Origin of the sequence: Streptococcus sp. KR, assembly GCF_002238115.1 — a bacterium.
Classification (GTDB): domain Bacteria; phylum Bacillota; class Bacilli; order Lactobacillales; family Streptococcaceae; genus Streptococcus.
Genome location: NZ_NGVM01000010.1, coordinates 36,669 through 61,981, shown reverse-complemented (window position 1 = coordinate 61,981; position 25,313 = coordinate 36,669). Strand labels below are relative to the sequence as shown.

The window sequence follows — 25,313 nt, the reverse complement described above, 5'->3', positions numbered from 1 at the left end:
CATTTACATTGTTCATTTTATCACTTTTTGACAAAAAAATCTAGTTTTTCCCGTAGTTTCGATTGAATTTCTTCTATCTCCATCTATGTAAACCCTTTCTCTCCCTAGTCTTGGGCGACTTTTGGAAAAGCTATAAAGAAGGTCAAACGATTCTCCTGCACCTCGAAACGATAGGATAATTTTTCATGTTCTAATAGACTCTTGACCACAAAGAGACCCATCCCAGACCCTTTGGCCTTGCGACTAGCATTGTCAGAAAAAGACTGGGCTAGTTTTTCTTGTTCTTCTGAGCTACAGCTATTTTCTATAAAAAGTTCACCTTCTCTTTCTCCAATGCTAACTAAGCCGCCTGGAAAAGAGTGCTTGATAGCATTACTGATGAGGTTAGACAAAATCAACTTCATAACTGATGGGTTTAGATAAGCCTTCTGATGGGTTAAACTATTGTCTATCTGGAGTTCTCTTTCTTTGGCTAGTAAGGCATAATCCTTAACGAGACTTTGCGTCATCTGGTGTAAGTCAATCTGTTCCCTATCATCTCGCAACTCCTGCACAGACGAGAGAGAAAGTATCTGGAGAACGTGGTGATTGAGCTCATCCACAATCCCCAAAGCAACTCCCAGATAGTGGTCTCTGTCCTTATAGCGACCGACATTTTCTTTCATGTTTTCGATCAGGATTTTCAAACTAGCCAGAGGCGTTTTCAATTCATGAGAAGCCCCTCGTAGGAATTCGACCTTCATCTTCTCCAGCTGGAGAATAGCTTCATTCTTGTCATGCAAGTCCGCAATGACAGTCAAAAGATGCTGGTAGAGGCTATTGATTTGTTCTTTGAGATCACCAATCTCATCCTTAGAATCCACGCGCAATCGCACTTGAGCATCCAGTTCCATCATCCGTCGGGTCACCCGCTTGATTTCCAAAATCGGAGCAACAATGGTTCGAGCATAGATATAGGCTACTAAGAGGGAAATCAGAAAGGATGCCAGCAAGGTATAGGGAAGAAACTGGAGACTGATTTGCTCTGCTTCCTTTTGCAAGTCCATGGAAGCTAGAAACTGGAGAGTCATAGTACCACCGTCTTGCGTTGTCACCTCACGTTCCTCAATAAAGAGAGAGGTGGTCTGACGGTCCGTATCCAGAGGAAGGCTGTCCTTGACTTCTAACTTGTCCTCTGTCATCTCACCCTTAACGGCCCCCTTGATATCACTAGTCTGGGAATACAAGTCTAAGACTTGCTCGATGCTCTGCCTATCCTTGCCTTCTAGGGACTGGGCAATGGCTGTCGCTTTCTGACCAATGGTTTCCTGACGGTGGCTCAAATAAGTAGAAGGAAAAAGAAAATAAATAGCTAAATGCAGGCAGATAACCAGAACACTAAATATCGAGAAGGTATAGATAAATATCTTTGTAAATAAACCTGTTCGTTTCATTTTCGCTCCAATTTATAACCAACATTGCGCACAGTGAGGATGCAGTCCAAGTCTAGCTTTTTCCGTAGTTCCTTGATATAAACATCAATGACACGGTCAAAGGGAACCTCATCTGTCGCTTTCCAGACGGCATCGATTATCTGAGATCGGGTCAAGGCCCTTCCTTCATTTTTCACCAGATAGTCCAGAATTTCCAACTCTTTGGCATTGATAGCTACTTCCTCACCTGCTAGACTGGCACTGTAGCTCTCAAAGTCCACCTTGGTATCTTTATAGGAGAAGACTCGTCCCGTATCATAATAGCGCTTGAAAATCGCGTCCACCCTCACTTTTAAGAGGGAGAGGGAGAAGGGCTTTTCCAGATAGCCATCTGCTAGCGAAGCAAAGGCACTCAACTTGTATTCTTCATCCTGAAAGGCAGTCAACATCAAGACAGGGACTTGGCTGGTTTTGCGAATCTCAGCTAGCACTTCTAGACCATTGAGCTTGGGCATCTGGATATCCAGTAAAACCAAGGCTACTTCATAGCTGGAAAATTTTTCTAAGGCTTCTTGTCCATCTACAGCCTCAATGGTTTCATAACCACAATCCGTCAAATAGTCACTGACCCCCTCACGGATCATCTCTTCATCTTCTACAATTAAAATTTTCATAGAAAAACGTTTCACATTCCTTTAAATTTCATGTAAATTATCTCAATTTCATCTTGAAAAAAAGAGGCCTTATCAAGATAAAATAGATAAAAATGCTACCTATATTATACCCCATTTAGGAGAGGATAGGTAGCAAGTTTGTTATTCGCTATCCAGCAAGAGTTCTTTTGGTTGTTTTCTAAGGAGATTGCTTGAAGCAAGCGCCATAACGAGAACCACTAGAACCAAGGCAAGGACAAAGACGATGATAAAGTCCGATGTCTGAATAGAAATATCTAGGCTCGACAAGGTCTTGCTAAAGCCATCTACTTCTGCACCACCACCAAGGTTAGAGGCTTGAGCAGCCTTGCTGGCTTGCTTGGCAACACCTGAAGTGACATTGGCAAGAACAGTATTTCCAATCGCACGAGCTGTGTAGTTAGCTAAGAAATAAGCAGAAACAAGAGCAGGGATGGCAATCAAGATGGATTCTGTGATAAATTGACCCAAGATACTTGCCTGCTTAAGACCGATAGAGAGGAGAATTCCCACTTCCTTGCGACGGGCATTGATCCAAAGGCTGAGTAAGAGGGCAAGGAGAAGGACTGAGAAACTCAAGCTACCCCAGAAGAGGAGATTGGCCATCTTGTACATACCAGAGATGGATTGCTCAAGAGCTGGGTAGTTAGATGAGCTCTTAACGAGTGTATAGCTCTTCCAGTTGATACCACTGATACCATTCAACTCTTTCATAACATCATCCAAGTTCTTATCCGCTGTTACAAAGAAGGTAGCGTCCCCGTAAATAGCTGTGTCTTCTGTGTATCCATAAAGTTTAGCAGCCGTATGGATGTCTGTGATGGCTGTATTTTCATAGAGTTCTTGTGAGTAGGTTACTGCCGACTTATTGTGACCATCAAAGAGTCCCTTGATTGTCACTTCGACTGTTTCCTTGGCCCCTTTTTCATTGTCTGCATCGTAGATATTGGAGTCTAGTTTGACCTTGTCCCCTACTTTCCAGCCGTGTTTGGCTGCCAAGTCCTTGTGCAGGAGGATCTTGTCCTTGTCGTCGTTTGTTAAGTGCTCACCTTCGACCAACTTATAAGAACCAGAGACAAACTTGTCTTCTTTAGAGGAGTCATTGACACCTGTAATCATCAAGCTGCTTCCAAAATGTTTAGCACGGTCAGGAGTCAGATTTTTCTTGGTATCTGGCGTTTCGATGAGTTCATAGCCAGTCAAATCTCCAATGGCATTGATGCGTTTCACATAAGACTCAATGACCTTGTTTTCGGTGATTTTTTTGATGTCCTCACCCTTAATATTCCCAGCACCACGAGGCGTTCCTTGATTGACGCGACGATTGATTTGCATGGAGAAGCTGTTGGTGATATTTTTAAAGGTCTCCTGAGAAGCCTTGGCAGTAGCTCCCTTGATCGACAAGCCGACCAAACTCAAGCTCGCCATGAGGAGAATAATCAGGAAGATGACAATCGATTTGAAAAACTTCCTTGTAACATAGGCAAATGCGTTGTGTAACATAGGTTCCCTTTCTAGATGTTGTTCTATTTTATAGTTCTAACAGAAAAAGCTCATATTATTTCGTATTATTTCATAGTATTGCGAGTTTCAGTCAGTTTCTTATCCTTCAATTCAAGTGTAATATCTGACGCTTGTGCCACTTCTTTGCTGTGGGTGACGACAATCACACATTTACCTGTTTTCTGGGCAAGTGATTTTAGCAATTCGACAATATCTCCAGCAGTTTTAGGGTCCAGATTTCCCGTTGGTTCATCCGCTAGAATAACTGGAGCTTCTGAGACCAAACTACGAGCAATAGCAACACGTTGCTGTTGACCACCTGATAACTGGAGAACATTCCGCTTGATCTGACTTTCATCCAAACCAAGCTCAAGGAGCGTATCCTTGCTTGCCTTTTTATTGACCAAGCGGATATTTTCCAGTGGAGAAAGATAATCTATCAAATTATAATTTTGAAAGACCAGGGAAATATGGTGCATACGATGGTAAGAATAGCCCTTCTTACGAATGTCCTCTCCTTGGAAAAGGATAGAACCTTCAACAGGACTATCTAGACCAGCAAGTAGGGACAAGAGAGTGGATTTTCCCGCTCCTGATTCCCCAATAATACTGTAAAATTTCCCGGGTTCAAAATTATAATTGATCTGATATAGGACTGCTTCAGCAGTGTTCTTATAACGGTAGGTAACATCTTGTAATTGTAATAAAGTCATGATTTCTCCTTCTTAACTAATAGATGATAAAATTTCTTTCGGCGATTTTCTAAATAGAAATAGGAAACAAAGGGCTACAGATAAGCAACTAAGCAGAACTAGAAAAACATAGGATTCTGCAAAAGATAGGATGCTGGTTGATAGACTGCTTGCTTTGGCTAGCGTGTCTTGTAAGCTTGCCTGATCTCCACTTGCTAATAGAGTTTGGAGTAGGTAGGATGTGATTGTGTTTCCTGCAGCAAATGCTGGAAGCAAAGCTCCAAGAGATACCAAAACTACCTCTAAACAGAACTGTAGGAAAATCGAGCTCTTGCCTTTTCCAAGTGCCAGTAAAATTCCCACTTCGTAGACCCTTTCTCTCAGCCAGAGAGACAAAACCAGAATTAAGGCTCCTGCTCCTGCTATCAACATCCCATAAAGAAAAATGGTCAGAAAGGTCTGGAAGGTTGCAACTGAGTCTTTGATTTGTTCAAAAGCCTTGTTTTCCTTCTCGACTTGGTAACCTTGATTCTCCAAGGCCAAGTTTTCTACCTGATTCATGAGTCCGTCCATTTCCTTAGGATTTTCTACATAGAAGCGAGCTGCACTGACTAGAGATTCACCATTACCCAAAAGGCTTTGGCTACTTTCATAGTCTGTAAAGACTTGGTTTTCACTGAAGTCAGAAGACAAGCCTGTAAATTTCTCTTGTTTTTTACCAGAGAAGATGCCGACAATTTCAAACTCAACTGTTTGTCCTTTGCCAGATTCTGACTGTCCAGCATCTAAACGAATCTTGTCATGAAGCGAAAGACCGTTCTTCTTAGCCAACTCTTCGTGGATGATGATTTTCTTTGAATCCCCTTTTTGAAGGTGTCGCCCTTCTTTTAAGTTGAAAGCCGAGCTGGTGAAGGTCACATCCTTGGATGAATCCTCAAGAGCAGTTAAGCTAACCAAGTTCTTGTCCGCAGCTGACAAATCATCACGCTCCACGCTCTGCTCGCCACTCACCGCTTCCTTGTCTTTTAGTTTTGCGACCGTCTCGAGTTCAGGAGAAACATTTTCCAGTCCCTTAATCTTGCTTACAGATGCTAACTCTGATAACTTGAAAGTCTGACCATTTTCTATCTTCTTAATAGAAAAAGATGTGTTGAGTGATTTGTAAAGATTGGTTTCAACTGTTTTGTTGGACTTCATCAAAGTCAAACAGGCTGAAATTCCAGCCAATAGGACCAATAAAATCAGAAATAAAATAAAACTTCTCAGTCGTTTTCTGCTGACATAGGCCCAAGCTCTTTGGATTGGATTCATTTGTCACCTCCATATTTGTAAGACTATTATAAAATCCAAATATGAAATGTTTATGAAATACAAAAAAAGAGCAAAAATTTTTTGCTCTACTTGAATTAGATGAAAACAAAAGAGCTAGCTTAAGCTAACTCTTATCCTATGCGGAGAGAGGGACTTGAACCCTCACGACCTAAAGCGGTCACAGGATCCTTAGTCCTGCGCGTCTGCCAATTCCGCCATCCCCGCGTCGATTACTTTACTAGTATATCAACTTTTAGGATGCTTGTCAACACTTTTTTTCAATTTTTTTCATTTCATCAACCAAATTACTCAGAAATTTCATTTAGATTTTCATCTACTAACTTAGCTCCAAGTGTATTTTTAAAATGTCCAAGGGCAAATTGGTGATTTTCAGGCCAGATGGAAGCAACAGCTGGTTTAACAATCTCGATGTCATATCCTAGATTATAGGCAACTATAGCTGTATGCAGGACACAGATATCCGTCAAGACTCCTGTTAAGATAACTGTAGAAATTCGACGCTCTCTCAAGCGGATATCCAGGTCAGTCCCTGAAAAAGCAGAGTAATGGCGTTTATCCATCCAAAAGACACGACTGTCTGAACCATGCTCTTGATAAAAGGTCCCCAAATCTCCGTATAAATTCCGTCCACTAGTCCCAATCAAATTGTGAGGAGGAAATAGTTTGCTTTCTGGATGGAAACAATCATTTTCTTCGTGAGCATCTATTGTAAAGAAGATGTAATCTCCTCGTTCAAAAGCTAATCGAGTTACCTTGCTAATGGCATCCGAAATCGCCTGAGCTGGAGCACCTGCTGTCAGCTTCCCACTATCAGCAACAAAATCTTCTGTATAATCAATCGAAATTAAAGCCTTAGTCATTAGTAATCTCTTTTCTTCACTTCTTCAAAAATATCTGAAATCAAGACCTTAAGATAGGTTCCCTTCATTCCAAGTGAGCGACTTTCAATAATCCCTGCCGACTCAAGTTTACGAAGAGCATTGACAATCACAGAACGGGTAATACCGATACGGTCTGCAATCACAGACGCAGTCAACTGGCCTTCATTTCCATTTAATTCCCCTAAAATTGCTGAAACAGCACGGAGTTCAGAGTAAGAAAGGGTATTAACCGCCATGGTAACAGCAGTACGGCGGCGAATATTTTTCTCATCTTCTTCACGTTGGAAATTAAGGAGTTGAATCCCAACAACGGTACTCGCAATCTCAACAAGAATCAAGTCCTCGTCTTCGAATTTTTTATCATTGCGCCAAATAATCAAAGAGCCAAGGCGAATCCCTGATACATGAATCGGTGCAATGGTCGTCAAACCATCTGGAAAGTCGGCACGACTTTCCACAGGGAAAATACTCAAATCATGATCAACTGTCAGATTGGCTTCTGTATCGTAAATCATGTTCGCACCTTGAATATAGTCATCAGGGAAAATCTTAGTTTGGAAGAACTGCTCTACACGATCTGTATTGGTTTTGTAACGCATGAAATAACCAAGGAGACGTCCCTTGCTATTAACGATACAGGCGTTACAGTCAATAATATCTGCCAATTGACGGGTAATCGCATTGTAGGGAAGCTCTTCCTGCAACTGCTCGTCTGAGCGCTTCAGGATAGAAGTAATTTTTCTAGTTTTTTCTAATAAATGTGCCATTTTTCACCTCGAATTTAATCGCTATCATTATAACATAAACAGCTTGAATTTTCAATTATTATCTGAAAATTGCTTATTTAATTGCAATTTTAAAAAACAAGAATATTTTTAATTAAATTGCTTCTTTTCTATTGACAAGCCCCCTATTTTTGTGTATCATAATATTATAAGAAGATAATATATCTATTTTATTTATCTTTCTTTTCCATTCGGTCTCCTTATATAAAAAAGCGATTCATTTTGAACCGCTTTTTCTTATTTATCGCCCTTGTTACGAATCACAAAGCCTGTTTGCTTTTCACTTGAAGTATTGCGTGGTTTTTTATTATCCTTACGGTAACGTTTTTCCTTATCAAAACGATCATTGCCACGACTTCCTTTTTTGAAATCATCACGACGACCACCACGACGGTTGTCTCCACGGCGATTATCACGACGGTCATCTCCACGACGACCTCCCTTACCTTTACCACCGAAGCCATTACCTGATGGTTTAAATGGCAGTGGTTTTTCACGCGCAATCTCCACTTCAGGAAGACTATCTGGATCTTGAACAGTCAGACTCAAGATATACATTGCCAATTCTTCTGGAGTAAATTCGGCAGCTAGCTTACGAGCATCCTTACCAAATTTCTCAAAGTTGGCACGGATAGTCTCATCTGCAAAATCACGTTCGATTTTCTTGAGAGCTACGTGTTTTTTTGCTTGGAAGGCTTCTTCTGCACTTGCAGGTTTGAGACCTTTCATGCGTTTCTTAGTCAAATTTTCAATGATTTGAAGGTAGCCCATTTCATTTGGTGATACAAAAGTAATAGACTGACCTGACTTACCAGCACGACCTGTACGACCGATACGGTGAACATAACTTTCAGGATCTTGTGGAATATCGTAGTTATAGACATGGGTCACACCTGAAATATCCAAGCCACGCGCTGCAACGTCTGTCGCAACCAAAACATCAAGATTGCCATTTTTAAAGTCACGAAGGACACGAAGACGTTTGTTTTGGTCCAAATCACCATGAATTCCTTCTGCACGGAAACCACGGATTTTCAAACCACGAGTCAATTCATCTACACGGCGTTTTGTACGACCAAATACGATAGCAAGCTCAGGTTGCTCCACATCCATGAGACGGGTCATGGTATCAAATTTTTCTTGTTCCTTAACTCGGATATAGTATTGATCAACCAATTCTGTTGTCAATTCCTTAGCAGCAATCTTCACATGCTCAGGTTCTTTCATAAATTGAACACCGATACGTTTGATGGCATCTGGCATAGTTGCTGAGAAAAGTAAGGTTTGACGGTTTTCAGGGACACGGGAGATAATAGCTTCAATGTCTTCAAGGAAGCCCATGTTGAGCATTTCATCCGCTTCGTCAAGGATAAGAGTTTTAATATCTTGTAATTTCAAGGCCTTGCGTTTAATCAAGTCCAAGAGGCGACCTGGAGTTCCCACCACGATATGGGCACCAGATTTAAGAGCCTTAATTTGTTTTTCAATGCTTGATCCACCATATACTGAGCGAACCTTGACTCCCTTACTGCGACCAAAGCGGAAGAGTTCTTCTTGACTTTGGACAGCAAGTTCACGAGTTGGAGCGATAACCAAAGCTTGGATGGTCGCTTCTTCTGTACGGATTTTTTCAAGGGTTGGCAAGCCAAAGGCTGCAGTTTTTCCTGTACCAGTCTGAGCTTGACCGATAACGTCCTTACCTTCAAGAGCCAAGGGAATAGTTTGTTCTTGGATAGGACTGGCTTCTACAAAACCAGCTTTTTCAATCTCTGCTAGCAAATCAGCAGACAAGTTTAATTCATTAAATTTCACGTTATTCTTCTTTCTAAAGGTGGTGCGAAGCCACCCTATAGGGCTTAGTTTATACTTTTCTTTTTATGACGTATTTTCATATACTGGATATAAAATCGTGTTGCTTCTTTTCCACAAAAGAAAAGTACTGTTTTCTTTGCAACCTATCTAGTATAACACAAGAGAGAAGCAAAAGATAGCCTAATCCATCGATAAAGTCATGTAAACGATTTTTCTGAGAAAATGAGGCTGAAATTTCCGCTATTTCATAAACTTTTTTAAAGCGTAGCAGAATTGTGCAAAAGTTTTTTTCTTGTGCTAGAATGAAATTCGAATAGGAGGAACTCTAAATGTTAACTTATGATTTAATCGTTATCGGATTTGGTAAAGCTGGTAAAACACTAGCTGGTAAATTGGCTTCAGCTGGCAAAAAAGTTGCCCTCATTGAACGTAGCAAAGCTATGTACGGTGGAACTTGTATCAACATTGGTTGTATCCCAACTAAGACTTTGCTAGTTGCTGCTGAAAAAGACTTGTCTTTTGAAGAAGTCATTGCTACCAAAAACACTATCACTGGTCGCCTCAACGGTAAAAACTATGCGACTGTTGCTGGTACTGGCGTCGATATCTTTGATGCGGAAGCTCACTTCCTTTCAAATAAAGTCATCGAAATCCAAGCTGGTGATGAAAAGAAAGAACTGATTGCTGAAACAATCGTCATCAACACTGGTGCTGTTTCAAACGTCTTGCCAATCCCTGGACTTGCTACAAGCAAAAACGTCTTTGACTCAACAGGTATCCAAAACTTGGACAAATTGCCTGAAAACCTTGGAGTCCTTGGTGGTGGAAATATCGGTCTTGAATTTGCCGGCCTTTACAACAAACTTGGAAGCAAGGTTACAGTCCTAGATGCCTTGGATACTTTCCTACCTCGTGCAGAACCTTCCATTGCAGCGCTTGCTAAACAATACATGGAAGAAGACGGCATTGAATTGCTTCAAAATATCCGTACTACTGAAATCAAAAACGACGGCGACCAAGTCCTTGTCGTAACTGAAAATGAAACTTACCGTTTCGATGCCCTTCTCTACGCAACTGGACGCAAACCAAATGTAGAACCACTTCAACTTGAAAATACAGATATTGAACTAACTGAACGTGGCGCTATTAAAGTAGACAAACATTGTCAAACAAACGTTCCTGGTGTCTTTGCAGTTGGAGATGTCAACGGTGGCCTTCAATTTACTTACATTTCACTTGATGACTTCCGTGTTGTATACAGCTACCTTGCTGGAGATGGCAGCTACACACTTGAAGACCGTCTCAATGTACCAAACACCATGTTTATCACACCTGCACTTTCACAAGTTGGTTTGACTGAAAGCCAAGCAGCTGATTTGAAACTTCCATACGCCGTTAAGGAAATTCCTGTTGCAGCAATGCCTCGTGGTCACGTAAACGGAGACCTTCGTGGAGCTTTCAAAGCTGTTGTGAATACTGAAACAAAAGAAATTCTTGGAGCAAGCATCTTCTCAGAAGGTTCTCAAGAAATCATCAACATCATCACTGTTGCTATGGACAACAAGATTCCTTACACTTACTTCACAAAACAAATTTTCACTCACCCAACCTTGGCTGAGAACTTGAATGACTTGTTTGCGATTTAAGTTGAGATTTAATCATATCGAACAGCTCTCCTTGGGCTGTTTTTATTTCTGCGAAATCTCAAATCTGTCTTTTCCTTCTTTTATGATATAATAGAAACATGAAATTAAAAACTACTTTGGGCCTTCTTGCCGGGCGTTCTTCCCACTTCATTTTAAGCCGTCTTGGCCGAGGGAGTACGCTTCCAGGAAAAGTCGCCCTTCAATTTGATAAAGATATTTTACAAAACCTAGCTAAGAACTACGAGATTGTCGTGATCACTGGAACCAACGGAAAAACCTTGACAACTGCCCTCACTGTCGGCATTTTAAAAGAGGTTTATGGTCAAGTTCTGACCAATCCAAGCGGTGCCAACATGATTACAGGGATTGCGACAACTTTCCTGACTGCCAAATCTTCTAAAACTGGAAAAAACATTGCAGTATTAGAAATCGACGAGGCCAGTCTATCTCGTATCTGTGACTATATCCAGCCAAGCTTATTTGTCATCACCAATATCTTCCGTGACCAGATGGACCGCTATGGTGAGATTTACACAACTTACAAGATGATTTTGGATGCTATTCGTAAAGTGCCTACGGCTACTGTTCTCCTTAATGGAGACAGTCCACTTTTCTACAAGCCAGCTATTCCAAATCCTGTACAGTATTTTGGTTTTGACTTAGAAAAAGGACCCGCTCGAGAAGCTCACTACAATACAGAAGGAATTCTCTGCCCTGACTGCCAAGGCATCCTCAAATATGAGCACAATACCTATGCAAACTTGGGTGCCTATATCTGTGAAGGCTGTGGATGTAAACGTCCTGATCTCGACTATCGCTTGACAGAACTAGTTGAGTTGACCAACAATCGCTCTCGCTTTGTCATTGACGGACAAGAATACGGTATTCAAATCGGTGGACTCTACAATATCTACAACGCCCTAGCAGCGGTTGCCATCGCCCGTTTCCTCGGCGCAGATTCACAACTCATCAAGCAAGGATTTGATAAGAGCCGTGCTGTCTTTGGACGCCAAGAAACCTTCCATATCGGTGACAAGGAATGCACCCTTGTTTTGATTAAAAATCCTGTCGGTGCAACTCAGGCGATTGAAATGATTAAGCTAGCTCCTTATCCATTTAGCCTATCTGTTCTCCTAAATGCCAACTATGCAGATGGAATTGATACCAGCTGGATCTGGGATGCTGATTTTGAACAAATCACTGAGATGGATATTCCAGAAATTAACGCTGGCGGTGTTCGTCATTCTGAAATCGCACGTCGCCTCCGAGTGACAGGCTATCCAGCTGAGAAAATCACTGAAATAAGTAGTCTGGAACAAGTTCTTAAGACCATTGAAAACCAAGACTGCAAGCATGCTTATATTCTGGCAACTTATACTGCTATGCTTGAATTCCGCGAACTGCTGGCTAGTCGTCAGATTGTTAGAAAGGAGATGAACTAATGGTTTATACTTCACTTTCCTCAAAAGATGGCAATTACCCCTATCAGCTCAACATTGCCCACCTCTACGGAAACCTCATGAATACCTATGGGGACAATGGAAACATCCTCATGCTCAAGTATGTTGCTGAAAAATTGGGAGCCTATGTGACAGTTGACATCGTTTCACTTCATGATGATTTTGATGAAAACCACTACGACATTACCTTTTTCGGTGGCGGTCAGGACTTTGAACAAAGTATTATTGCAGACGACCTACCTGCTAAAAAAGAGAGCATTGACAACTACATCCAAAACGACGGTGTGGTTCTGGCTATCTGCGGTGGTTTCCAACTATTGGGGCAATATTATGTTGAAGCTTCAGGGAGACGCATCGAAGGGCTAGGTGTCATGGGCCACTACACCCTCAACCAGACCAATAACCGTTTTATCGGTGATATCAAAATTCATAATGAAGATTTCAATGAAACCTACTATGGATTTGAGAATCATCAGGGCCGTACCTTCCTCTCAGATGATCAAAAACCACTGGGACAGGTTGTCTATGGAAATGGAAATAACGAGGAAAAAGTCGGCGAAGGGGTTCATTATAAGAATGTCTTTGGTTCCTACTTCCACGGGCCTATCCTCTCTCGTAATGCCAATCTGGCATATCGCCTAGTCACTACCGCCCTCAAGAAGAAATATGGTCAGGACATCCAACTCCCTGCCTATGAGGACATTCTCAGCCAAGAAATCGCTGAGGAATACAGCGACGTGAAAAGCAAGGCAGACTTTTCTTAAACAAAGGAAAATGATATCAAAGAACTCCGTTATCTTGTCGGAGTTCTTTTTGTCTTTTCTTTAACCCTTCTCCCTTGCATTTTCTCTCATTTTTTGCCAAAATAGAGGGGTAGAAAGAAGGTAGCATATGTCTAAATTACAACAAATCGTAACATATCTTGAATCAGAAAAACTAGACGTCGCTGTCGTATCTGACCCCGTCACAATCAATTACCTCACTGGCTTTTACAGTGATCCCCATGAACGCCAAATGTTCCTTTTTGTCCTAGCGGATCAGGAACCCCTCCTCTTTGTCCCAGCCCTTGAAGTTGAGCGTGCAAGCAGCACTGTTTCCTTCCTAGTTGTGGGCTATGTGGATTCTGAAAATCCATGGCAAAAAATGAAACATGCTCTTCCACAGCTTGATTTCAAACGTGTCGCTGTTGAGTTTGACAATCTCATCTTGACCAAATACCATGGCTTGAAAACAGTTTTTGAAACTGCTGAGTTTGACAACCTCACTCCTCGTATCCAACGCATGCGCCTCGTCAAATCAGCTGACGAAGTGCAAAAAATGATGGTTGCAGGTCTCTATGCGGACAAAGCTGTTAAGGTTGGTTTTGACAATATTTCTCTTGATAAGACTGAGACAGATATCATCGCCCAAATTGACTTTGCCATGAAACGTGAAGGCTATGAAATGAGTTTTGATACCATGGTCTTGACCGGTGATAATGCTGCAAATCCACACGGTATTCCAGCAGCCAACAAGGTTGAAAAGGATGCTCTTCTCCTCTTTGACCTGGGTGTTCTGGTCAATGGCTATGCGTCAGATATGACTCGTACAGTCGCTGTCGGCAAACCAGACCAATTCAAGAAATATATTTACAACTTGACTCTTGAAGCCCAACAAGCTGCTCTTGACTTTATCAAACCAGGTGTGACTGCTCATGAAGTGGACCGCGCTGCCCGTGAGGTCATCGAAAAAGCTGGTTATGGTGAGTACTTCAACCACCGTCTTGGTCACGGTATCGGTATGGATGTTCATGAATTCCCATCTATCATGGAAGGAAACGATATGATCATCGAAGAAGGCATGTGCTTCTCTGTTGAACCAGGTATCTATATCCCTGGTAAAGTCGGTGTCCGTATCGAAGACTGCGGTGTTGTTACTAAGGACGGCTTCGACCTCTTTACAAGCACCAGCAAAGACTTGCTTTATTTTGATTAATATTCTTCGAAAATCTTCCCACAATAAAACGCATAATATCAAGTTTTCAACACCTGATACTATGCGTTTTTCTTATTTTTAAGACTTTTGACTCAGCCTCTTTATACTCAATGAAAATCAAAGTGCAAACTAGGAAGCTAGCCGCAGGCTGTACTTGAGTACGGCAAGGTGAAGCTGACGTGGTTTGAAGAGATTTTCGAAGAGTATTACTTAATCTTCTTGATACTTTGACTAATAATAAATCCTACAATCATCCCTACTATATTTTGCATGAAATTTGGTAGAATTTCTGGTAGGGCTGATGCCCAGCCATTCATCAAAGTAGAACCCAAGGCGTAACCCCCTACCATGGCAATCGTTGCTAAGATAAGGCCTAACCACTGAGTTTTTCCTTTAAATCCTGCGAAAAATCCCTGCAAGCCATGGTTGACCAAGCTAAAGAACATCCACTGAGGATAGCCTGATAAGAGGTCAATCAAGAAACCTGCTAGTCCTCCGACTACAGCCCCTTCGCGACTACCAAAGTAGAAGGCCGTAAAGAAGACACCCGCATCTAAAAGAGTTAGAATGCCTGTCGGTGTTGGAATTTTTAAGAAATAACCTAAAACCACAGAGAGGGCGGTTAATAGGGATACAAGGGCGATTTTAGTTGTTTTGGTTTGCTTCATATTGTCTTACTCCATACTGATCTGCTTGTGCAATGGCACGGTAAACGAAAGCCTTAGAGCTTTCTACTGCTGGTAAAAGTTCATCACCTTTAAGCAAGTGACTGGCAATGCTAGAAGCAAAGGTACAACCTGCACCAGCATTTTGCCCTTGGATGACAGGATTTTCTAGGACCGTAAAGTTTTGTCCATCATAAAAGACATCTACAGCCTTGTCCTGACTAAGGCGATTGCCTCCCTTGATAATGACTGCTGGCGCTCCTAAGTCATGCAATTTCTGTGCTGCAGTTTTCATATCTTCAAGGGTTTTAATCTCTTGATCTGCTAATAATTCTGCTTCAGGAAGATTAGGCGTAATCACACTGACATGAGGGAAAAAGCGAATCAATTCTTGACAGAGCTCACTTACAGCTACATCATGCGTTTCCTTGCAGACCAAGACAGGATCCAATACCACAGGCACTCCTGGACGTTGCTTGATAAAGTCCAATGCCTTCTCAGCTACACTGACAGTTGGTAGAAGACCAATCTTAATCCCTGCAAACTCCACATCACGCAAGCTATCTAATTCATGTTGAAAAATGGTATCGTCAGTTGGAAAAACTTCAAAGCCCTTTTCCGTCAAGGCTGTCAAACAAGTCACTGCTACAAAGCCATGCAAGCCGTTCAAAGTATAGGTAGCCAAATCAGCTGACAAACCACCACCACTAAAAATATCATTTCCAGAAAGTGCTAAAATACGATTATTCTTCATAACGAATCTCCTTTAAATACAAGCCATTTGGTGCCGCCGTGGGACCTGCAAGCTGCCTGTCCTTCTTCTCCAAGATGAGGTCAATCTGCTCTACCGGCATGCGGTTATTGCCGATTTTGAGCAGTGTCCCCACCATATTGCGAATCTGCTTATACAAGAAACCATTTCCTGAAAAGGTAAAGGTCAAAAACTGACCTGTTTCATCAACTGTTAAACTAGCTTCTGTGATGGTGCGAACCTTATCCTCTACACTAGTCCCAGAGGCTGTAAAGCCGGTGAAATTATGAGTACCTTCTAATTTATTGACAGCCTCCTGCATCCGTTCCACATCGAGTGGATAGGGAAAGTGAGTGGCATAGTGACGGCGCATAGGATTCTTGGGACGGCCCCTATCCACGATAAACTCATAGGTCTTACTGTGCTTAGCATAACGGCAATGAAAATCATCCGCCACAAGCTCAATCGAAATCACATCAATATCTTCAGGAGACTGGGTGTCCAAAGCAAAACGGAGCTTCTCCTCATCCATTTGATAAGGCAAGTCAAAATGAATGACCTGTCCCAGAGCATGAACCCCACTATCTGTCCTACCAGCACCGTGAACAGTAATAGCTTGCCCTTTATTTAACCTGGTCAAGGTTTTTTCAATTTCTTCCTGAACACTACGCGCATGAGGCTGGCGCTGAAAACCAGCAAAGGCGTAACCATCATAGGAAATAGTTGCTTTATATCTCGTCATAACTTCTATTGTATCAAGAAAATAAGCTGTAAACAAGGGTTTAAAACAAATAGTGTCTGGGTACAAAATTCACAAAAAGAAAAACTTAGGAAACCAATCCTAAGCTCTCTTTTGAAGTAGGTACATGACAAAGATAGAGGTTACAATTAACCAAGATCCTAAGATAGCAAAGACCAACATCCCATTGTGAGTTAGTAAGCCAATCGCACCTAGAACGAATGGTGTCGTAAAGGCTCCGAAACTACAGCCTAATACAGCAAAGGAAGTTGCTTGATTGAGGAGTTTGGCTGGAATTCGTTCAGAGACCAGTTGAAAGACCGTCGTCAAGGCTACACTGTAGGCAAAACCAGCAAGAATGCTTCCTGCCACTACCACCCACAAGGATGGAGACAAGGCAATCACAATTTGCCCTAAGCCAAAGGTAATACCTGACCATAGGAGCAATTTCTCTTTAAAGATAGAAATCAAGAAAGAGAAACTCACACCAGCCACAATCCCGATTAACTGCATGACACTAAGAACAAAACTAGATAACTGGGCATCTCCAAGCCCTCTTTCCACCATCAAACTTGGAATACGGATGGTAATAGCTGTATTGGTACAAACTACAACTGCCGCTTCGATAGCTAGGATAAAAATCAAGCCTTTCATTTCCCGAGTTAAGCGACTTGCTTCCTTCTCCTTTTTCTTGACTTCTTTCTTTTCCTTTCCATAAGGGACAAAGAGCAGATAAAGGGTCAGCACCAAAAATCCAGCACTATAGGCTAGGAAGGTAGCTGTCCAACCAAAGGCCAACAACTGGCCGACTGCCAAGGTAATGAGAGAGGCTCCAACGACCTCTGCAGAGCCACGTAGCCCCAACATCTGAATCCGCGTTTTGCCTTGATAACGTTCACTGATAATAGAAATAGCCTTGGCATTGATCATCCCAACACCCAAACCAAAAAGAATCCGTGTTCCAAAAACAAAGGGGTAGGCTTGATACCAAAAGGGTGCTGTTCCACTCAGTGATAAAATCAGCAAGCCCAAACTAATCTGTAAGCGCTCAGGAAATATTTTTTCTAAGATGCCATTTAGTAGTAACATAATCATGATCCCGAAGGAAGGCAAGCTCGCCAAGAGCTCAATTTGTTCCTTAGGGTAGCATTGATAATAGTCAAACATAGCTGGCAGGGCACTCGAGATGGAAAAGGATGTAATCAAAACGAGGGAGAGAGCCAAAATACTGGCCCGTTCTAAAAATTGTTTCATGAAATCTCTTTCTATATTTCTCTCAATCTTCTACTTTTTTGATAGTTATCAAACAAGCAAGAAAAGAAGAAGCCTCTTTGGTGTACAGACTCCTTCTTAAACTAAAAATGAATCCCTTGTATCTTAGGATGACTCTCTCTTGATTTGCTTAATAAAGTAGAAGATAAATCCTGCCACCATATAGGCAACAAAGATAATCAGACACCACTTGAACACGACATCCCAACCCTTGTTTACATTCAAAAAGAAGTAAGGGAAGGGACTGACCTTAGAATTAGGAACATCAAGTTTCAGTACCAAGCCATTAAAAAGAGCAAAAATCATATAAAGCAAGGGTAAAATCGTCCACACAATTGGATCCCAAATCTTGTATTGACCCTGTTTGTCAAAAAAGAGGGTATCTGCTAAAAACCAGAGGGGAACGATATAGTGGCAAAGGAAATTTTCTAGGGTATAGAAATTAGTCGCAATGGGCGCCAGGAGGAAATGGTAAATCACACAGGTAATCATGATACTCATGGTGACCCCACCTTTTAAGCGCAAGAGGCTTGGCCTTTGCCAGTTTTCACCTAAACGGCTCATAACCTTTAGGAGATAGAGCGTAAAAATCGCGACTAAAAGGTTGGACAGAACCGTATAATAGAGCAACATCCCAAAGCCACCATGCTTGGCGATTTCAAGATAAACTCCCGTAAAAGCCGCTAGAAACAAGAAGATACGGCTATAAAATACTAGTTTATAGTGCTTTGACATGCTTAAATTTTCTTCACAAACTCTGATTTGAGTTTCATGGCACCAAAGCCATCGATTTTACAGTCGATATTGTGGTCGCCTTCTACGATGCGGATATTTTTCACGCGCGTCCCTTGTTTCAAATCTTTTGGCGCACCTTTTACTTTCAAGTCCTTGATGAGGGTTACAGTATCACCGTCAGCCAATTTATTCCCGTTGGCATCGATAGCAACAAGGCCCTCTTCTACATCTGCAACTTCAGCAGGATTCCACTCATAAGCACACTCTGGGCAAACCAGTAGGGCACCGTCTTCGTAGACATACTCTGAGTTACATTTTGGGCAATTTGGTAGGTTGTTCATGGTTTCTCCTTATCATCATTCACTATTCTTTGAAAATCAAAATTTCTCGAACAGCAACTATTATACCTTAAAATCAGCATTTTGACAAATGAGTCGCCGGAGAAGCAAAGAAAAAATCATGTAACTTTGTCTGCTACATGATTTTTAAAAGATAGTTTATCATGAGTAGTGATACAGAAACTCATGATAGAAAGGGATGCATTTATCTTACAAACCAGGTGCTTGTCCAAGTTCTGCCGCAAGCATCCAAACCGTTTTCTCAAGTTCAGCTTTAGCACCAACAAAGATATCGTTTGTCACATCATCACCTTCTTCATCAGTAACATCCAAAGCTTTTTGGAACAGAGTGATGAGATAACGATAAACATCTAGGACACGTTCCAAGCTTTCTTCAACACTACGGAATTCTCCTTCTTCTTCTTCGATTTCACTATGTTGAAGGAATTCTGTCAAAGTTGAGTAAGGTTTGCCACCAAGGGTAATTAAACGTTCGCTGATTTCATCCAAGTGACCATCAAGAGCATCCATGTACTCATCCATTTTTGGATGCCATACAAGGAAACCACGACCACGCATGTACCAGTGCACTTGGTGCAAGGCAACGTGAGCTACGTACAAATCAGCAACAGCTTGGTTCAAGACTTCCTTTGTTTTTGCCAATGCTACTGGCGCTGCTTTTGTCAATGACGTTACGTCTTTTACTGCTTCTTTTTTCAATTCTACCATTTTATTTTACCTCATTCATTATTATTTGTAACCACTTCTTACTGGTTACTCTCTTAGTATACTACTAAGGAAAACCAATAGCAAGCCAAAAGACTCACATGAGAAAAGTTGCAATAGACTGATAATTTAAGAAAAGTTTAGTTAGTTCTGATCAGCTCACTTTATAAGATTTACTTGAAAATTGGCTATGGTAAAGATCATAATAAAAAACCTTTCGCTTGGAGTACACTTTCGTGATTTCCCTACTCAATAATCTGTCCATCCTTAAGAACGAGAATCTCATTTGCTTCTTGAATGATCTAGAGACAGCGGGCGATGACAAGGCTAGTCCTTCCTTTCATCAAGCGTTTCATAGCTTTTTGAATCAAGAGTTCCAAACAGGTGTCAACAGAGGAAGTCGCTTCACTCAAAATAAGAATTTTAGAATTGTCTAGGAGAGCACGCGCGATGGTCAACAGTTGTTTGTGCCCGAGGGAAATATTACTGGAGTCTTGGTTCATCTCTATATTGTAACCACCAGGAAGAGTTCGAATAAAATGGTCTATATTAGCCGCTTTAATAGCAAAAAAGAAAGGACGATATTTGTCCTTTCTCGATTTTAGCTTTTCTTCAACCCAATAATGTTGATAAAGAGTCGATTATTTTACAAAATCAAGCAATGCCAAGAAGCTTTCAGCTTCAAGTGACGCACCACCAACAAGGGCACCGTCAACGTCTGGGCAAGCCATGTATGAAGCAACGTTTTCAGGTTTAACAGAACCACCGTATTGAACACGAACTTTGTCTGCAACTTCTTGACCGAAGTCAGCAGCTACAACGTCACGAACAACTTTACACATTTTTTGTGCGTCGTCTTGTGAAGCTGATTTACCAGTACCGATAGCCCAGATTGGCTCATAAGCGATAACTGATGCAGCAACTTGTTCAGCAGTCAATCCAGCCAATGCAGCCGATACTTGAGCACCTACAAACTCAGCAGCTTTACCAGCTTCGTAAGTTTCAAGTGACTCACCACAACAGATGATTGGAAGCATACCGTTTGCAAAGATTGCTTTTGCTTTTTTGTTGATGTCTTCGTCAGTTTCATGGAAGTAGTCACGGCGTTCTGAGTGACCGATAACAACGTAGTCTGTACCGATTTCTTTCAAAACTTGTGGGCTTGTTTCACCAGTGAAAGCACCTGCATTTTCAAAGTAGCAGTTTTGAGCAGCAACTTTAAGGTTTGAGCCTTTTGCAGCAGCAAGAACAGTTGTCAAATCAAGAGCTGGAGCCGCGATACCTGCTTCAACAAGATCTGATGAAGGAAGTTTTGATGCAACTGCTTCAACAAATGCTTTAGCTTCTTCTGGATTTTTGTTCATTTTCCAGTTACCAGCGATAAATGGTTTACGTGACATTTCACATACCTCTTTTTTCAATTTATTTTCTATTTATTTTATCACAATTATACACAGCTTGCAAATCTTACTCGGATTTCAAGCCTGCTTACATGGATTAATCCTTCCAGAGATCCATAGCATTTCTGAAATCTGCAGATACCTGTGTCAACTGAGGATTGCTTGCTTCTCTATCTGCTCGTTTAGCCTCCACTTGAGCCACACTTTTGATGCCTTCATGGCGCCAGTTTCTTAAAATCGCCTGAATGTACTTCCAGTTTGGTTTTCCATTCAAAACCGCTTCACGAAGAGCTTCCTTAATCAAGTCAGCACTGGTTCCATCTTCCTTTAGTGTCTTGGTCAAATCCTCAATCTCAAAAGGCGTCAACAAGCGCCCCAACTCCTGTTGGAAGGTTTCCACCAAATCCTTGAGTTGATTTTGAGGTGTCAACTGATCTGAATTCGAATGAGCAACTCCAAACAAGTCATCCAAACGTTCCAAAGCTAAACTAGCATCAAAAAGCAATTCGATTTCACCATTTAATTCGATGGTTCGATACTGAAGCAGTCCCCTCTCCGTCAGATTGGAAATGGCCTGATTGACATCCGAAATCTCCTTGCCAATCCTTTCAGCAATCTGGCTTGGCGACATTTCATCCAAGCCTGTCGTATTTTGCAAATAGAAAAATTGCCAGACCAGAAAATCGTCGCTAGAAGGAAAGAGTTCCTTAAAATGCAAGAGCAGGGCACTCGGTAAAACCAAGTTCCCTGATTTAAAAGCGTCTAAATATGTCATAATTCCTCTTATAAATACCCAAATGCGGATGCATCATCTTCTATTTTTCTCCAGTCAAAAGGGGTTTCCTGATAGACCGCATAATTCACCCAGTTACTGAAAAAGAGGGCTGCTGATGAAGACCAACAAAGACAAGGTGTCTGATTAACATCATCATCCTTAAAGTAATTTTCTGGAATATGTGGGTCTAAACCTGCATCACGATCCCTAAAATACTCTTTTGCCAAGGTATCACGGTCATACTCCAAATGCCCAAAACTATAAATTTCTCGTAAATCCCGACTGGCCAAAATCGAAACCCCAACCTGCGGGCCCTCTGATAAAATCTCAAGATTGGTTTTATTTAAGACTTCTTCCTTAGAAATCTCCGTATGCCGAGAATGAGGGGATACGTAGCTATCGTCAAATCCTCTAAAGAGAAGATGCCCTTCCTTTAAAGTGTCCTGAGGATAGATACCCGATAACTTACTGTCCATCTGGTGTTTTTCCACTCCATAGCGAAGATAGAGTCCAGCCTGAGCTCCCCAACAGATATGAAGGGTCGAATAGACATGGGTCTTAGACCACTCAAGCACCTGGCTAAATTCCTCCCAATAGTCTACTTCCTCAAATGGTAAATGCTCAACTGGTGCCCCTGTGATAATCATCCCATCAAAATACTCATCCTTGACTTCTGGAAAAGTTTTATAAAAGGTCTCCATATGCTCTGCACGAGTCGTCTTGGAACGGTGACTCTCCATATAGAGAAAGTCTATGTCCAATTGCAAAGGAGTGTTTGCTAAATGCCGCAACAACTGGGTCTCTGTGACCACTTTTTTGGGCATTAGGTTTAAAATCAAAATTTTCAAGGGACGAATATCTTGGTGGGCCGCACGTTGATCATCCATGACAAAGATGTTCTCTGTCCGTAAAATCTCAACAGCTGGCAATTTTTTATCAATTCGAATCGGCATAACCCTCTCCTAACTGTACTCTTTCAGGAATAATTGCATATGTTTGAAGTCAAATCTCAAACACTTAGTCCTTTTATTATACTGCAAGAAGATATAGTTTTCAATTATAGTTTTTCTCTAACTAGCTATAGTCTATTTTTATATCCTAATGTAGAGAAAACAGCCCTAGGGACTGTTTTTCATTAATAATGCATAAGAACTTTGTAATCGTAGTCACCGATTTTTTCACGGCCGTTCAAGTCATCCAATTCAACAAGGAAGGCACAACCTGCTACAACACCACCAAGTTTTTCAATCATCTCGATGGTTGCCTTAACAGTTCCACCTGTTGCCAAGAGGTCATCTACGATAAGAACACGTTGACCTGGCTTGATGGCGTCAGCATGCATAGTCAAGGTATCAATACCGTACTCTTTTTCATAGTCAGCAGAAATGACTTCGCGTGGCAATTTACCTGGCTTACGAACAGGCGCAAAACCAATTCCTAACTCAAAGGCAACTGGGCAGCCCACGATAAAACCACGAGCCTCAGGTCCCACAATCATATCAATTTTCTTGTCAGTAGCATATTGAACGATTTCACGAACAGCATAGCTATAAGCATTTCCATCAGCCATCAAAGGACTGATATCTCGGAAAGTAATACCTTCCTTTGGATAATTTTCAATTGTTGCAATGTAATCTTTTAAATTCATCTTTTTCTTTCTTTCAAAGTTTTTTACTCTCTATTATAGCATATTTTTTAAGAAAGAAAAAAAGAAAAGTTAACTTCAATAATTATCTAACGATTTGACGATTTATAACTAGCCATCGCAATAAAACCCAATTTCTGTTTATTCTTAGCAAACATTTTATACATAGTTAAAAACTGCTTTCTATTCTCCTTTTTACAAGCATTTACGCAAATTTTCAAAGTTCCTAGCCAACCTTCGTCATAAATCATACCTGATAATTTCATTAATGTCATTTCCCCAGTCAATACTTTCACATCACGATAACCTGATTCTATCATCACTTGCTCCCAACCATCTTGAGTTAAGGGACCTACATTTACATGAATTGCTTGTGATAATTCCTGTCTGACAGACTCTTTAGCTTCCTTAAGAAGCACATCATGTGTCAAGAGAAGGCCTCCAGGTTTTAAAACCCTTAGATATTCCATTACACATTTTTTCTTAGCTTGATCGGCTTGCATAGTCAGCATAGCTTCATTTATAACAATATCAAAACTAGCATCTTCATAAGGAAGTTTCATTGCATTGGCTCTTTCAAATCTGATCAAATGACCAACACCTGCCGTTTCAGCAGATTTTTTAGCCACTTCTAAGGCTTGTCCATCCATATCAATAGCAGTTATTTTGCAACCAAAACGCTGTGCCAACTCAATTGCTGTAGTTCCCCTATTGCAGGCAACTTCTAGTATTCTCTTTTCTTTTGAAAATCCTCCTTCCGCAATTAACCAATCTGTGGCACGTTTTCCACCTGGACGTAAGCGTTTTTTCCCCAGTTTTGCTAAAAACTTATGACCTGCTTCTGACATTTGAACACCTCTGTTTTTTCTTCATTATAACATAAAATGATATTGTCTGACAATTCTAATCTATTATTTGATAAACTAGAATCAAAAGCATACAAGCTGCCATGACTATAGCATAAATCTATTAATCACCTCTCTAGTTCTAATTCAATTGCTCACGTAGTTTACGCATATAGGTTACGACAACATATTTGTACTTTAGAGTTGCTGGCCTCCTTATCCGCTATCTACGCTTTACTATTACGTGCCTATTCGTATAGCCAAGATTTCTCTATCTCTTTCTCTGCCGATTATTATTTCCAACGTCAGACTTAAACAGTCTATCCTAATGCCGTTCGATCAGCTACTCACAATAGTCAGGCTTGGGAATCACTTTTGGGTTTACTAGTATATGGTACCCACAGAGGACTTACACCTCAGATGAACGAAATGCCCGTCGTAACTAAAAAAACGAGCACTTTCGTACTCGTTCTCTGATATAAACTACTGATTAAAGTGAGTTTACGTCAACTTTGATACCAACACCTTGAGTAGTTGTGATAGTCAAGTTTGTTACGTAAGTTCCTTTAGCTGTAGCTGGTTTTGCTTTTTGGATTGTTTCGTTGAAAGCTTTGAAGTTTTCAACCAATTTTTCAGCTTCAAATGATACTTTACCGATGATTGCTTGAACGTTACCTGCACGGTCAGCACGGTAAGTGATTTTACCACCTTTAGACTCTTCAACTGCTTTAGCAACATCCATAGTTACAGTACCAGTTTTAGGGTTTGGCATCAAGTTACGTGGCCCAAGGACACGTCCAAGACGTCCAACAAGAGCCATCATATCAGGTGTAGCGATAACTACGTCGAAGTCCAACCAACCGTCGTTGATTTTAGCAACAAGGTCATCTTCACCAACAAAGTCTGCACCAGCAGCTTTTGCTTCTTCAGCTTTTGCACCACGTGCGAAAACAAGAACGCGTGAAGTTTTACCAGTACCGTTTGGCAATACCATTGCTCCACGGATTTGTTGGTCAGCTTTTTTAACGTCGATGTTCAAGTTGTAAGCAACTTCTACAGTTGCGTCAAATTTTGCAAAGTTAGTTTCTTTTGCAAGTGCTACAGCTTCTTCTACGCTGTATGCTTTTGTGCTGTCGATTTTCTCAAGAGCAGCACGAAGTTGTTTGCTTTTTTTAGCCATTTTCTATTCTCCTTGTAAGTGGTTCAATCGATTTTCATCTCCCACGTCACTTC

Annotated in this window: 25 protein-coding genes, 1 tRNA gene and 1 pseudogene; 4 read left to right on the top strand and 23 right to left on the bottom strand. The window is 41.2% G+C overall.

Annotated elements, in window-relative coordinates:
- Positions 1 to 104 precede the first annotated feature (104 nt).
- The 9 genes from vncS to CBI42_RS05560 form a co-directional block, all read right to left on the bottom strand.
- Positions 105 to 1,433, bottom strand: coding sequence for a sensor histidine kinase VncS (gene vncS, locus CBI42_RS05605; RefSeq protein ID WP_094753459.1), 1,329 nt, complete (start codon positions 1,431 to 1,433; stop codon positions 105 to 107).
- Positions 1,430 to 2,086 (bottom strand): response regulator transcription factor VncR, encoded by a 657-nt coding sequence (gene vncR / locus CBI42_RS05600; protein WP_094753458.1) that lies wholly within the window; start codon positions 2,084 to 2,086, stop codon positions 1,430 to 1,432. Before vncR ends, vncS begins: the two co-directional genes overlap by 4 nt.
- Before the next feature lie 141 nt (positions 2,087 to 2,227).
- The gene (vex3, locus tag CBI42_RS05595; protein ID WP_094753457.1) at positions 2,228 to 3,607 is read right to left on the bottom strand and encodes an ABC transporter permease subunit Vex3; all 1,380 of its coding nucleotides are present in this window, start codon (positions 3,605 to 3,607) and stop codon (positions 2,228 to 2,230) included.
- A 65-nt stretch (positions 3,608 to 3,672) separates the two neighbouring features.
- Positions 3,673 to 4,320, bottom strand: coding sequence for an ABC transporter ATP-binding subunit Vex2 (gene vex2 / locus CBI42_RS05590; RefSeq protein ID WP_049531391.1), 648 nt, complete (start codon positions 4,318 to 4,320; stop codon positions 3,673 to 3,675).
- A 12-nt stretch (positions 4,321 to 4,332) separates the two neighbouring features.
- Positions 4,333 to 5,610 carry an ABC transporter permease gene (locus CBI42_RS05585; protein WP_094753456.1) on the bottom strand — a complete coding sequence of 426 codons (1,278 nt, stop codon included), beginning with the start codon at positions 5,608 to 5,610 and terminating at the stop codon, positions 4,333 to 4,335.
- 139 nt (positions 5,611 to 5,749) lie between these two features.
- Positions 5,750 to 5,835 (bottom strand) — tRNA-Leu (locus CBI42_RS05580).
- A gap of 80 nt (positions 5,836 to 5,915) precedes the next feature.
- Positions 5,916 to 6,491 (bottom strand): cysteine hydrolase family protein, encoded by a 576-nt coding sequence (locus CBI42_RS05575; RefSeq protein ID WP_094753455.1) that lies wholly within the window; start codon positions 6,489 to 6,491, stop codon positions 5,916 to 5,918.
- Positions 6,491 to 7,279, bottom strand: a complete 789-nt coding sequence (codY, locus tag CBI42_RS05570) for a GTP-sensing pleiotropic transcriptional regulator CodY (protein WP_000940721.1) — start codon at positions 7,277 to 7,279, stop codon at positions 6,491 to 6,493. The genes CBI42_RS05575 and codY overlap by 1 nt, the downstream gene beginning before the upstream one ends.
- Positions 7,280 to 7,534: 255 nt before the next feature.
- Entirely contained in the window at positions 7,535 to 9,109 is a 1,575-nt protein-coding gene (locus CBI42_RS05560; protein WP_094753454.1) for a DEAD/DEAH box helicase, read from the bottom strand.
- 329 nt (positions 9,110 to 9,438) lie between these two features.
- Between CBI42_RS05560 and CBI42_RS05555 the strand changes: the two genes are divergently transcribed.
- The 4 genes from CBI42_RS05555 (at position 9,439) to CBI42_RS05540 (ending at position 14,189) form a co-directional block, all read left to right on the top strand.
- Positions 9,439 to 10,755 carry an FAD-containing oxidoreductase gene (locus CBI42_RS05555; RefSeq protein WP_094753453.1) on the top strand — a complete coding sequence of 439 codons (1,317 nt, stop codon included), beginning with the start codon at positions 9,439 to 9,441 and terminating at the stop codon, positions 10,753 to 10,755.
- A 98-nt stretch (positions 10,756 to 10,853) separates the two neighbouring features.
- Complete coding sequence (murT, locus tag CBI42_RS05550) at positions 10,854 to 12,197, top strand: lipid II isoglutaminyl synthase subunit MurT (protein WP_049510659.1); 1,344 nt, start codon at positions 10,854 to 10,856, stop codon at positions 12,195 to 12,197.
- Positions 12,197 to 12,979, top strand: coding sequence for a lipid II isoglutaminyl synthase subunit GatD (gene gatD, locus CBI42_RS05545; RefSeq protein WP_042750421.1), 783 nt, complete (start codon positions 12,197 to 12,199; stop codon positions 12,977 to 12,979). The genes murT and gatD overlap by 1 nt, the downstream gene beginning before the upstream one ends.
- 127 nt (positions 12,980 to 13,106) lie before the next feature.
- Positions 13,107 to 14,189 carry a M24 family metallopeptidase gene (locus CBI42_RS05540; protein ID WP_094753452.1) on the top strand — a complete coding sequence of 361 codons (1,083 nt, stop codon included), beginning with the start codon at positions 13,107 to 13,109 and terminating at the stop codon, positions 14,187 to 14,189.
- Positions 14,190 to 14,395: 206 nt separating this feature from the next.
- Here CBI42_RS05540 and CBI42_RS05535 read toward each other — a convergent pair whose 3' ends face one another.
- The 14 genes and pseudogenes from CBI42_RS05535 to rplA form a co-directional block, all read right to left on the bottom strand.
- A complete protein-coding gene (locus CBI42_RS05535; protein WP_094753451.1) occupies positions 14,396 to 14,857 on the bottom strand; it encodes an ECF transporter S component in 462 nt (153 codons plus the stop codon).
- Positions 14,835 to 15,608 (bottom strand): bifunctional hydroxymethylpyrimidine kinase/phosphomethylpyrimidine kinase, encoded by a 774-nt coding sequence (locus CBI42_RS05530; RefSeq protein WP_094753450.1) that lies wholly within the window; start codon positions 15,606 to 15,608, stop codon positions 14,835 to 14,837. Before CBI42_RS05530 ends, CBI42_RS05535 begins: the two co-directional genes overlap by 23 nt.
- A complete protein-coding gene (truA, locus tag CBI42_RS05525; protein ID WP_061589878.1) occupies positions 15,598 to 16,347 on the bottom strand; it encodes a tRNA pseudouridine(38-40) synthase TruA in 750 nt (249 codons plus the stop codon). The genes CBI42_RS05530 and truA overlap by 11 nt, the downstream gene beginning before the upstream one ends.
- 99 nt (positions 16,348 to 16,446) lie before the next feature.
- Positions 16,447 to 17,598: an MFS transporter gene (locus tag CBI42_RS05520; RefSeq protein WP_094753449.1), complete on the bottom strand. Its 1,152-nt coding sequence runs from the start codon at positions 17,596 to 17,598 to the stop codon at positions 16,447 to 16,449.
- A 123-nt stretch (positions 17,599 to 17,721) separates the two neighbouring features.
- A complete protein-coding gene (locus CBI42_RS05515; RefSeq protein WP_094753448.1) occupies positions 17,722 to 18,351 on the bottom strand; it encodes a Pr6Pr family membrane protein in 630 nt (209 codons plus the stop codon).
- A 2-nt stretch (positions 18,352 to 18,353) separates the two neighbouring features.
- Positions 18,354 to 18,692, bottom strand: coding sequence for a zinc ribbon domain-containing protein YjdM (locus tag CBI42_RS05510; protein ID WP_001061596.1), 339 nt, complete (start codon positions 18,690 to 18,692; stop codon positions 18,354 to 18,356).
- 207 nt (positions 18,693 to 18,899) lie between these two features.
- The gene (locus tag CBI42_RS05505; protein ID WP_094753447.1) at positions 18,900 to 19,418 is read right to left on the bottom strand and encodes a Dps family protein; all 519 of its coding nucleotides are present in this window, start codon (positions 19,416 to 19,418) and stop codon (positions 18,900 to 18,902) included.
- 151 nt (positions 19,419 to 19,569) lie between these two features.
- Positions 19,570 to 19,981: pseudogene (locus CBI42_RS05500) on the bottom strand (ATP-binding cassette domain-containing protein); the annotation flags it as partial.
- Positions 19,982 to 20,056: 75 nt separating this feature from the next.
- Positions 20,057 to 20,815 carry a triose-phosphate isomerase gene (gene tpiA / locus CBI42_RS05495; protein ID WP_000087893.1) on the bottom strand — a complete coding sequence of 253 codons (759 nt, stop codon included), beginning with the start codon at positions 20,813 to 20,815 and terminating at the stop codon, positions 20,057 to 20,059.
- 97 nt (positions 20,816 to 20,912) lie between these two features.
- The gene (locus CBI42_RS05490; protein WP_070478550.1) at positions 20,913 to 21,590 is read right to left on the bottom strand and encodes a DnaD domain-containing protein; all 678 of its coding nucleotides are present in this window, start codon (positions 21,588 to 21,590) and stop codon (positions 20,913 to 20,915) included.
- 8 nt (positions 21,591 to 21,598) lie between these two features.
- Positions 21,599 to 22,543 (bottom strand): homoserine O-acetyltransferase MetA, encoded by a 945-nt coding sequence (metA, locus tag CBI42_RS05485; protein WP_049510673.1) that lies wholly within the window; start codon positions 22,541 to 22,543, stop codon positions 21,599 to 21,601.
- 182 nt (positions 22,544 to 22,725) lie between these two features.
- On the bottom strand, positions 22,726 to 23,238 hold the full coding sequence (locus CBI42_RS05480) for an adenine phosphoribosyltransferase (protein ID WP_049510674.1): 513 nt from the start codon (positions 23,236 to 23,238) through the stop codon (positions 22,726 to 22,728).
- 86 nt (positions 23,239 to 23,324) lie between these two features.
- Positions 23,325 to 24,083, bottom strand: coding sequence for a class I SAM-dependent methyltransferase (locus CBI42_RS05475; protein ID WP_049510675.1), 759 nt, complete (start codon positions 24,081 to 24,083; stop codon positions 23,325 to 23,327).
- A 487-nt stretch (positions 24,084 to 24,570) separates the two neighbouring features.
- Entirely contained in the window at positions 24,571 to 25,260 is a 690-nt protein-coding gene (rplA, locus tag CBI42_RS05470; protein WP_001085675.1) for a 50S ribosomal protein L1, read from the bottom strand.
- Positions 25,261 to 25,313: the final 53 nt, after the last annotated feature.

Coding starts and splice junctions, on each gene's coding strand:
- vncS (WP_094753459.1), bottom strand. CDS start 1,433: ATGAAACGAACAGGTTTATTTACAAAGATATTTATCTATACCTTCTCG.
- vncR (WP_094753458.1), bottom strand. CDS start 2,086: ATGAAAATTTTAATTGTAGAAGATGAAGAGATGATCCGTGAGGGGGTC.
- vex3 (WP_094753457.1), bottom strand. CDS start 3,607: ATGTTACACAACGCATTTGCCTATGTTACAAGGAAGTTTTTCAAATCG.
- vex2 (WP_049531391.1), bottom strand. CDS start 4,320: ATGACTTTATTACAATTACAAGATGTTACCTACCGTTATAAGAACACT.
- CBI42_RS05585 (WP_094753456.1), bottom strand. CDS start 5,610: ATGAATCCAATCCAAAGAGCTTGGGCCTATGTCAGCAGAAAACGACTG.
- CBI42_RS05575 (WP_094753455.1), bottom strand. CDS start 6,491: ATGACTAAGGCTTTAATTTCGATTGATTATACAGAAGATTTTGTTGCT.
- codY (WP_000940721.1), bottom strand. CDS start 7,279: ATGGCACATTTATTAGAAAAAACTAGAAAAATTACTTCTATCCTGAAG.
- CBI42_RS05555 (WP_094753453.1), top strand. CDS start 9,439: ATGTTAACTTATGATTTAATCGTTATCGGATTTGGTAAAGCTGGTAAA.
- murT (WP_049510659.1), top strand. CDS start 10,854: ATGAAATTAAAAACTACTTTGGGCCTTCTTGCCGGGCGTTCTTCCCAC.
- gatD (WP_042750421.1), top strand. CDS start 12,197: ATGGTTTATACTTCACTTTCCTCAAAAGATGGCAATTACCCCTATCAG.
- CBI42_RS05540 (WP_094753452.1), top strand. CDS start 13,107: ATGTCTAAATTACAACAAATCGTAACATATCTTGAATCAGAAAAACTA.
- CBI42_RS05535 (WP_094753451.1), bottom strand. CDS start 14,857: ATGAAGCAAACCAAAACAACTAAAATCGCCCTTGTATCCCTATTAACC.
- CBI42_RS05530 (WP_094753450.1), bottom strand. CDS start 15,608: ATGAAGAATAATCGTATTTTAGCACTTTCTGGAAATGATATTTTTAGT.
- truA (WP_061589878.1), bottom strand. CDS start 16,347: ATGACGAGATATAAAGCAACTATTTCCTATGATGGTTACGCCTTTGCT.
- CBI42_RS05520 (WP_094753449.1), bottom strand. CDS start 17,598: ATGAAACAATTTTTAGAACGGGCCAGTATTTTGGCTCTCTCCCTCGTT.
- CBI42_RS05515 (WP_094753448.1), bottom strand. CDS start 18,351: ATGTCAAAGCACTATAAACTAGTATTTTATAGCCGTATCTTCTTGTTT.
- CBI42_RS05510 (WP_001061596.1), bottom strand. CDS start 18,692: ATGAACAACCTACCAAATTGCCCAAAATGTAACTCAGAGTATGTCTAC.
- CBI42_RS05505 (WP_094753447.1), bottom strand. CDS start 19,418: ATGGTAGAATTGAAAAAAGAAGCAGTAAAAGACGTAACGTCATTGACA.
- tpiA (WP_000087893.1), bottom strand. CDS start 20,815: ATGTCACGTAAACCATTTATCGCTGGTAACTGGAAAATGAACAAAAAT.
- CBI42_RS05490 (WP_070478550.1), bottom strand. CDS start 21,590: ATGACATATTTAGACGCTTTTAAATCAGGGAACTTGGTTTTACCGAGT.
- metA (WP_049510673.1), bottom strand. CDS start 22,543: ATGCCGATTCGAATTGATAAAAAATTGCCAGCTGTTGAGATTTTACGG.
- CBI42_RS05480 (WP_049510674.1), bottom strand. CDS start 23,238: ATGAATTTAAAAGATTACATTGCAACAATTGAAAATTATCCAAAGGAA.
- CBI42_RS05475 (WP_049510675.1), bottom strand. CDS start 24,083: ATGTCAGAAGCAGGTCATAAGTTTTTAGCAAAACTGGGGAAAAAACGC.
- rplA (WP_001085675.1), bottom strand. CDS start 25,260: ATGGCTAAAAAAAGCAAACAACTTCGTGCTGCTCTTGAGAAAATCGAC.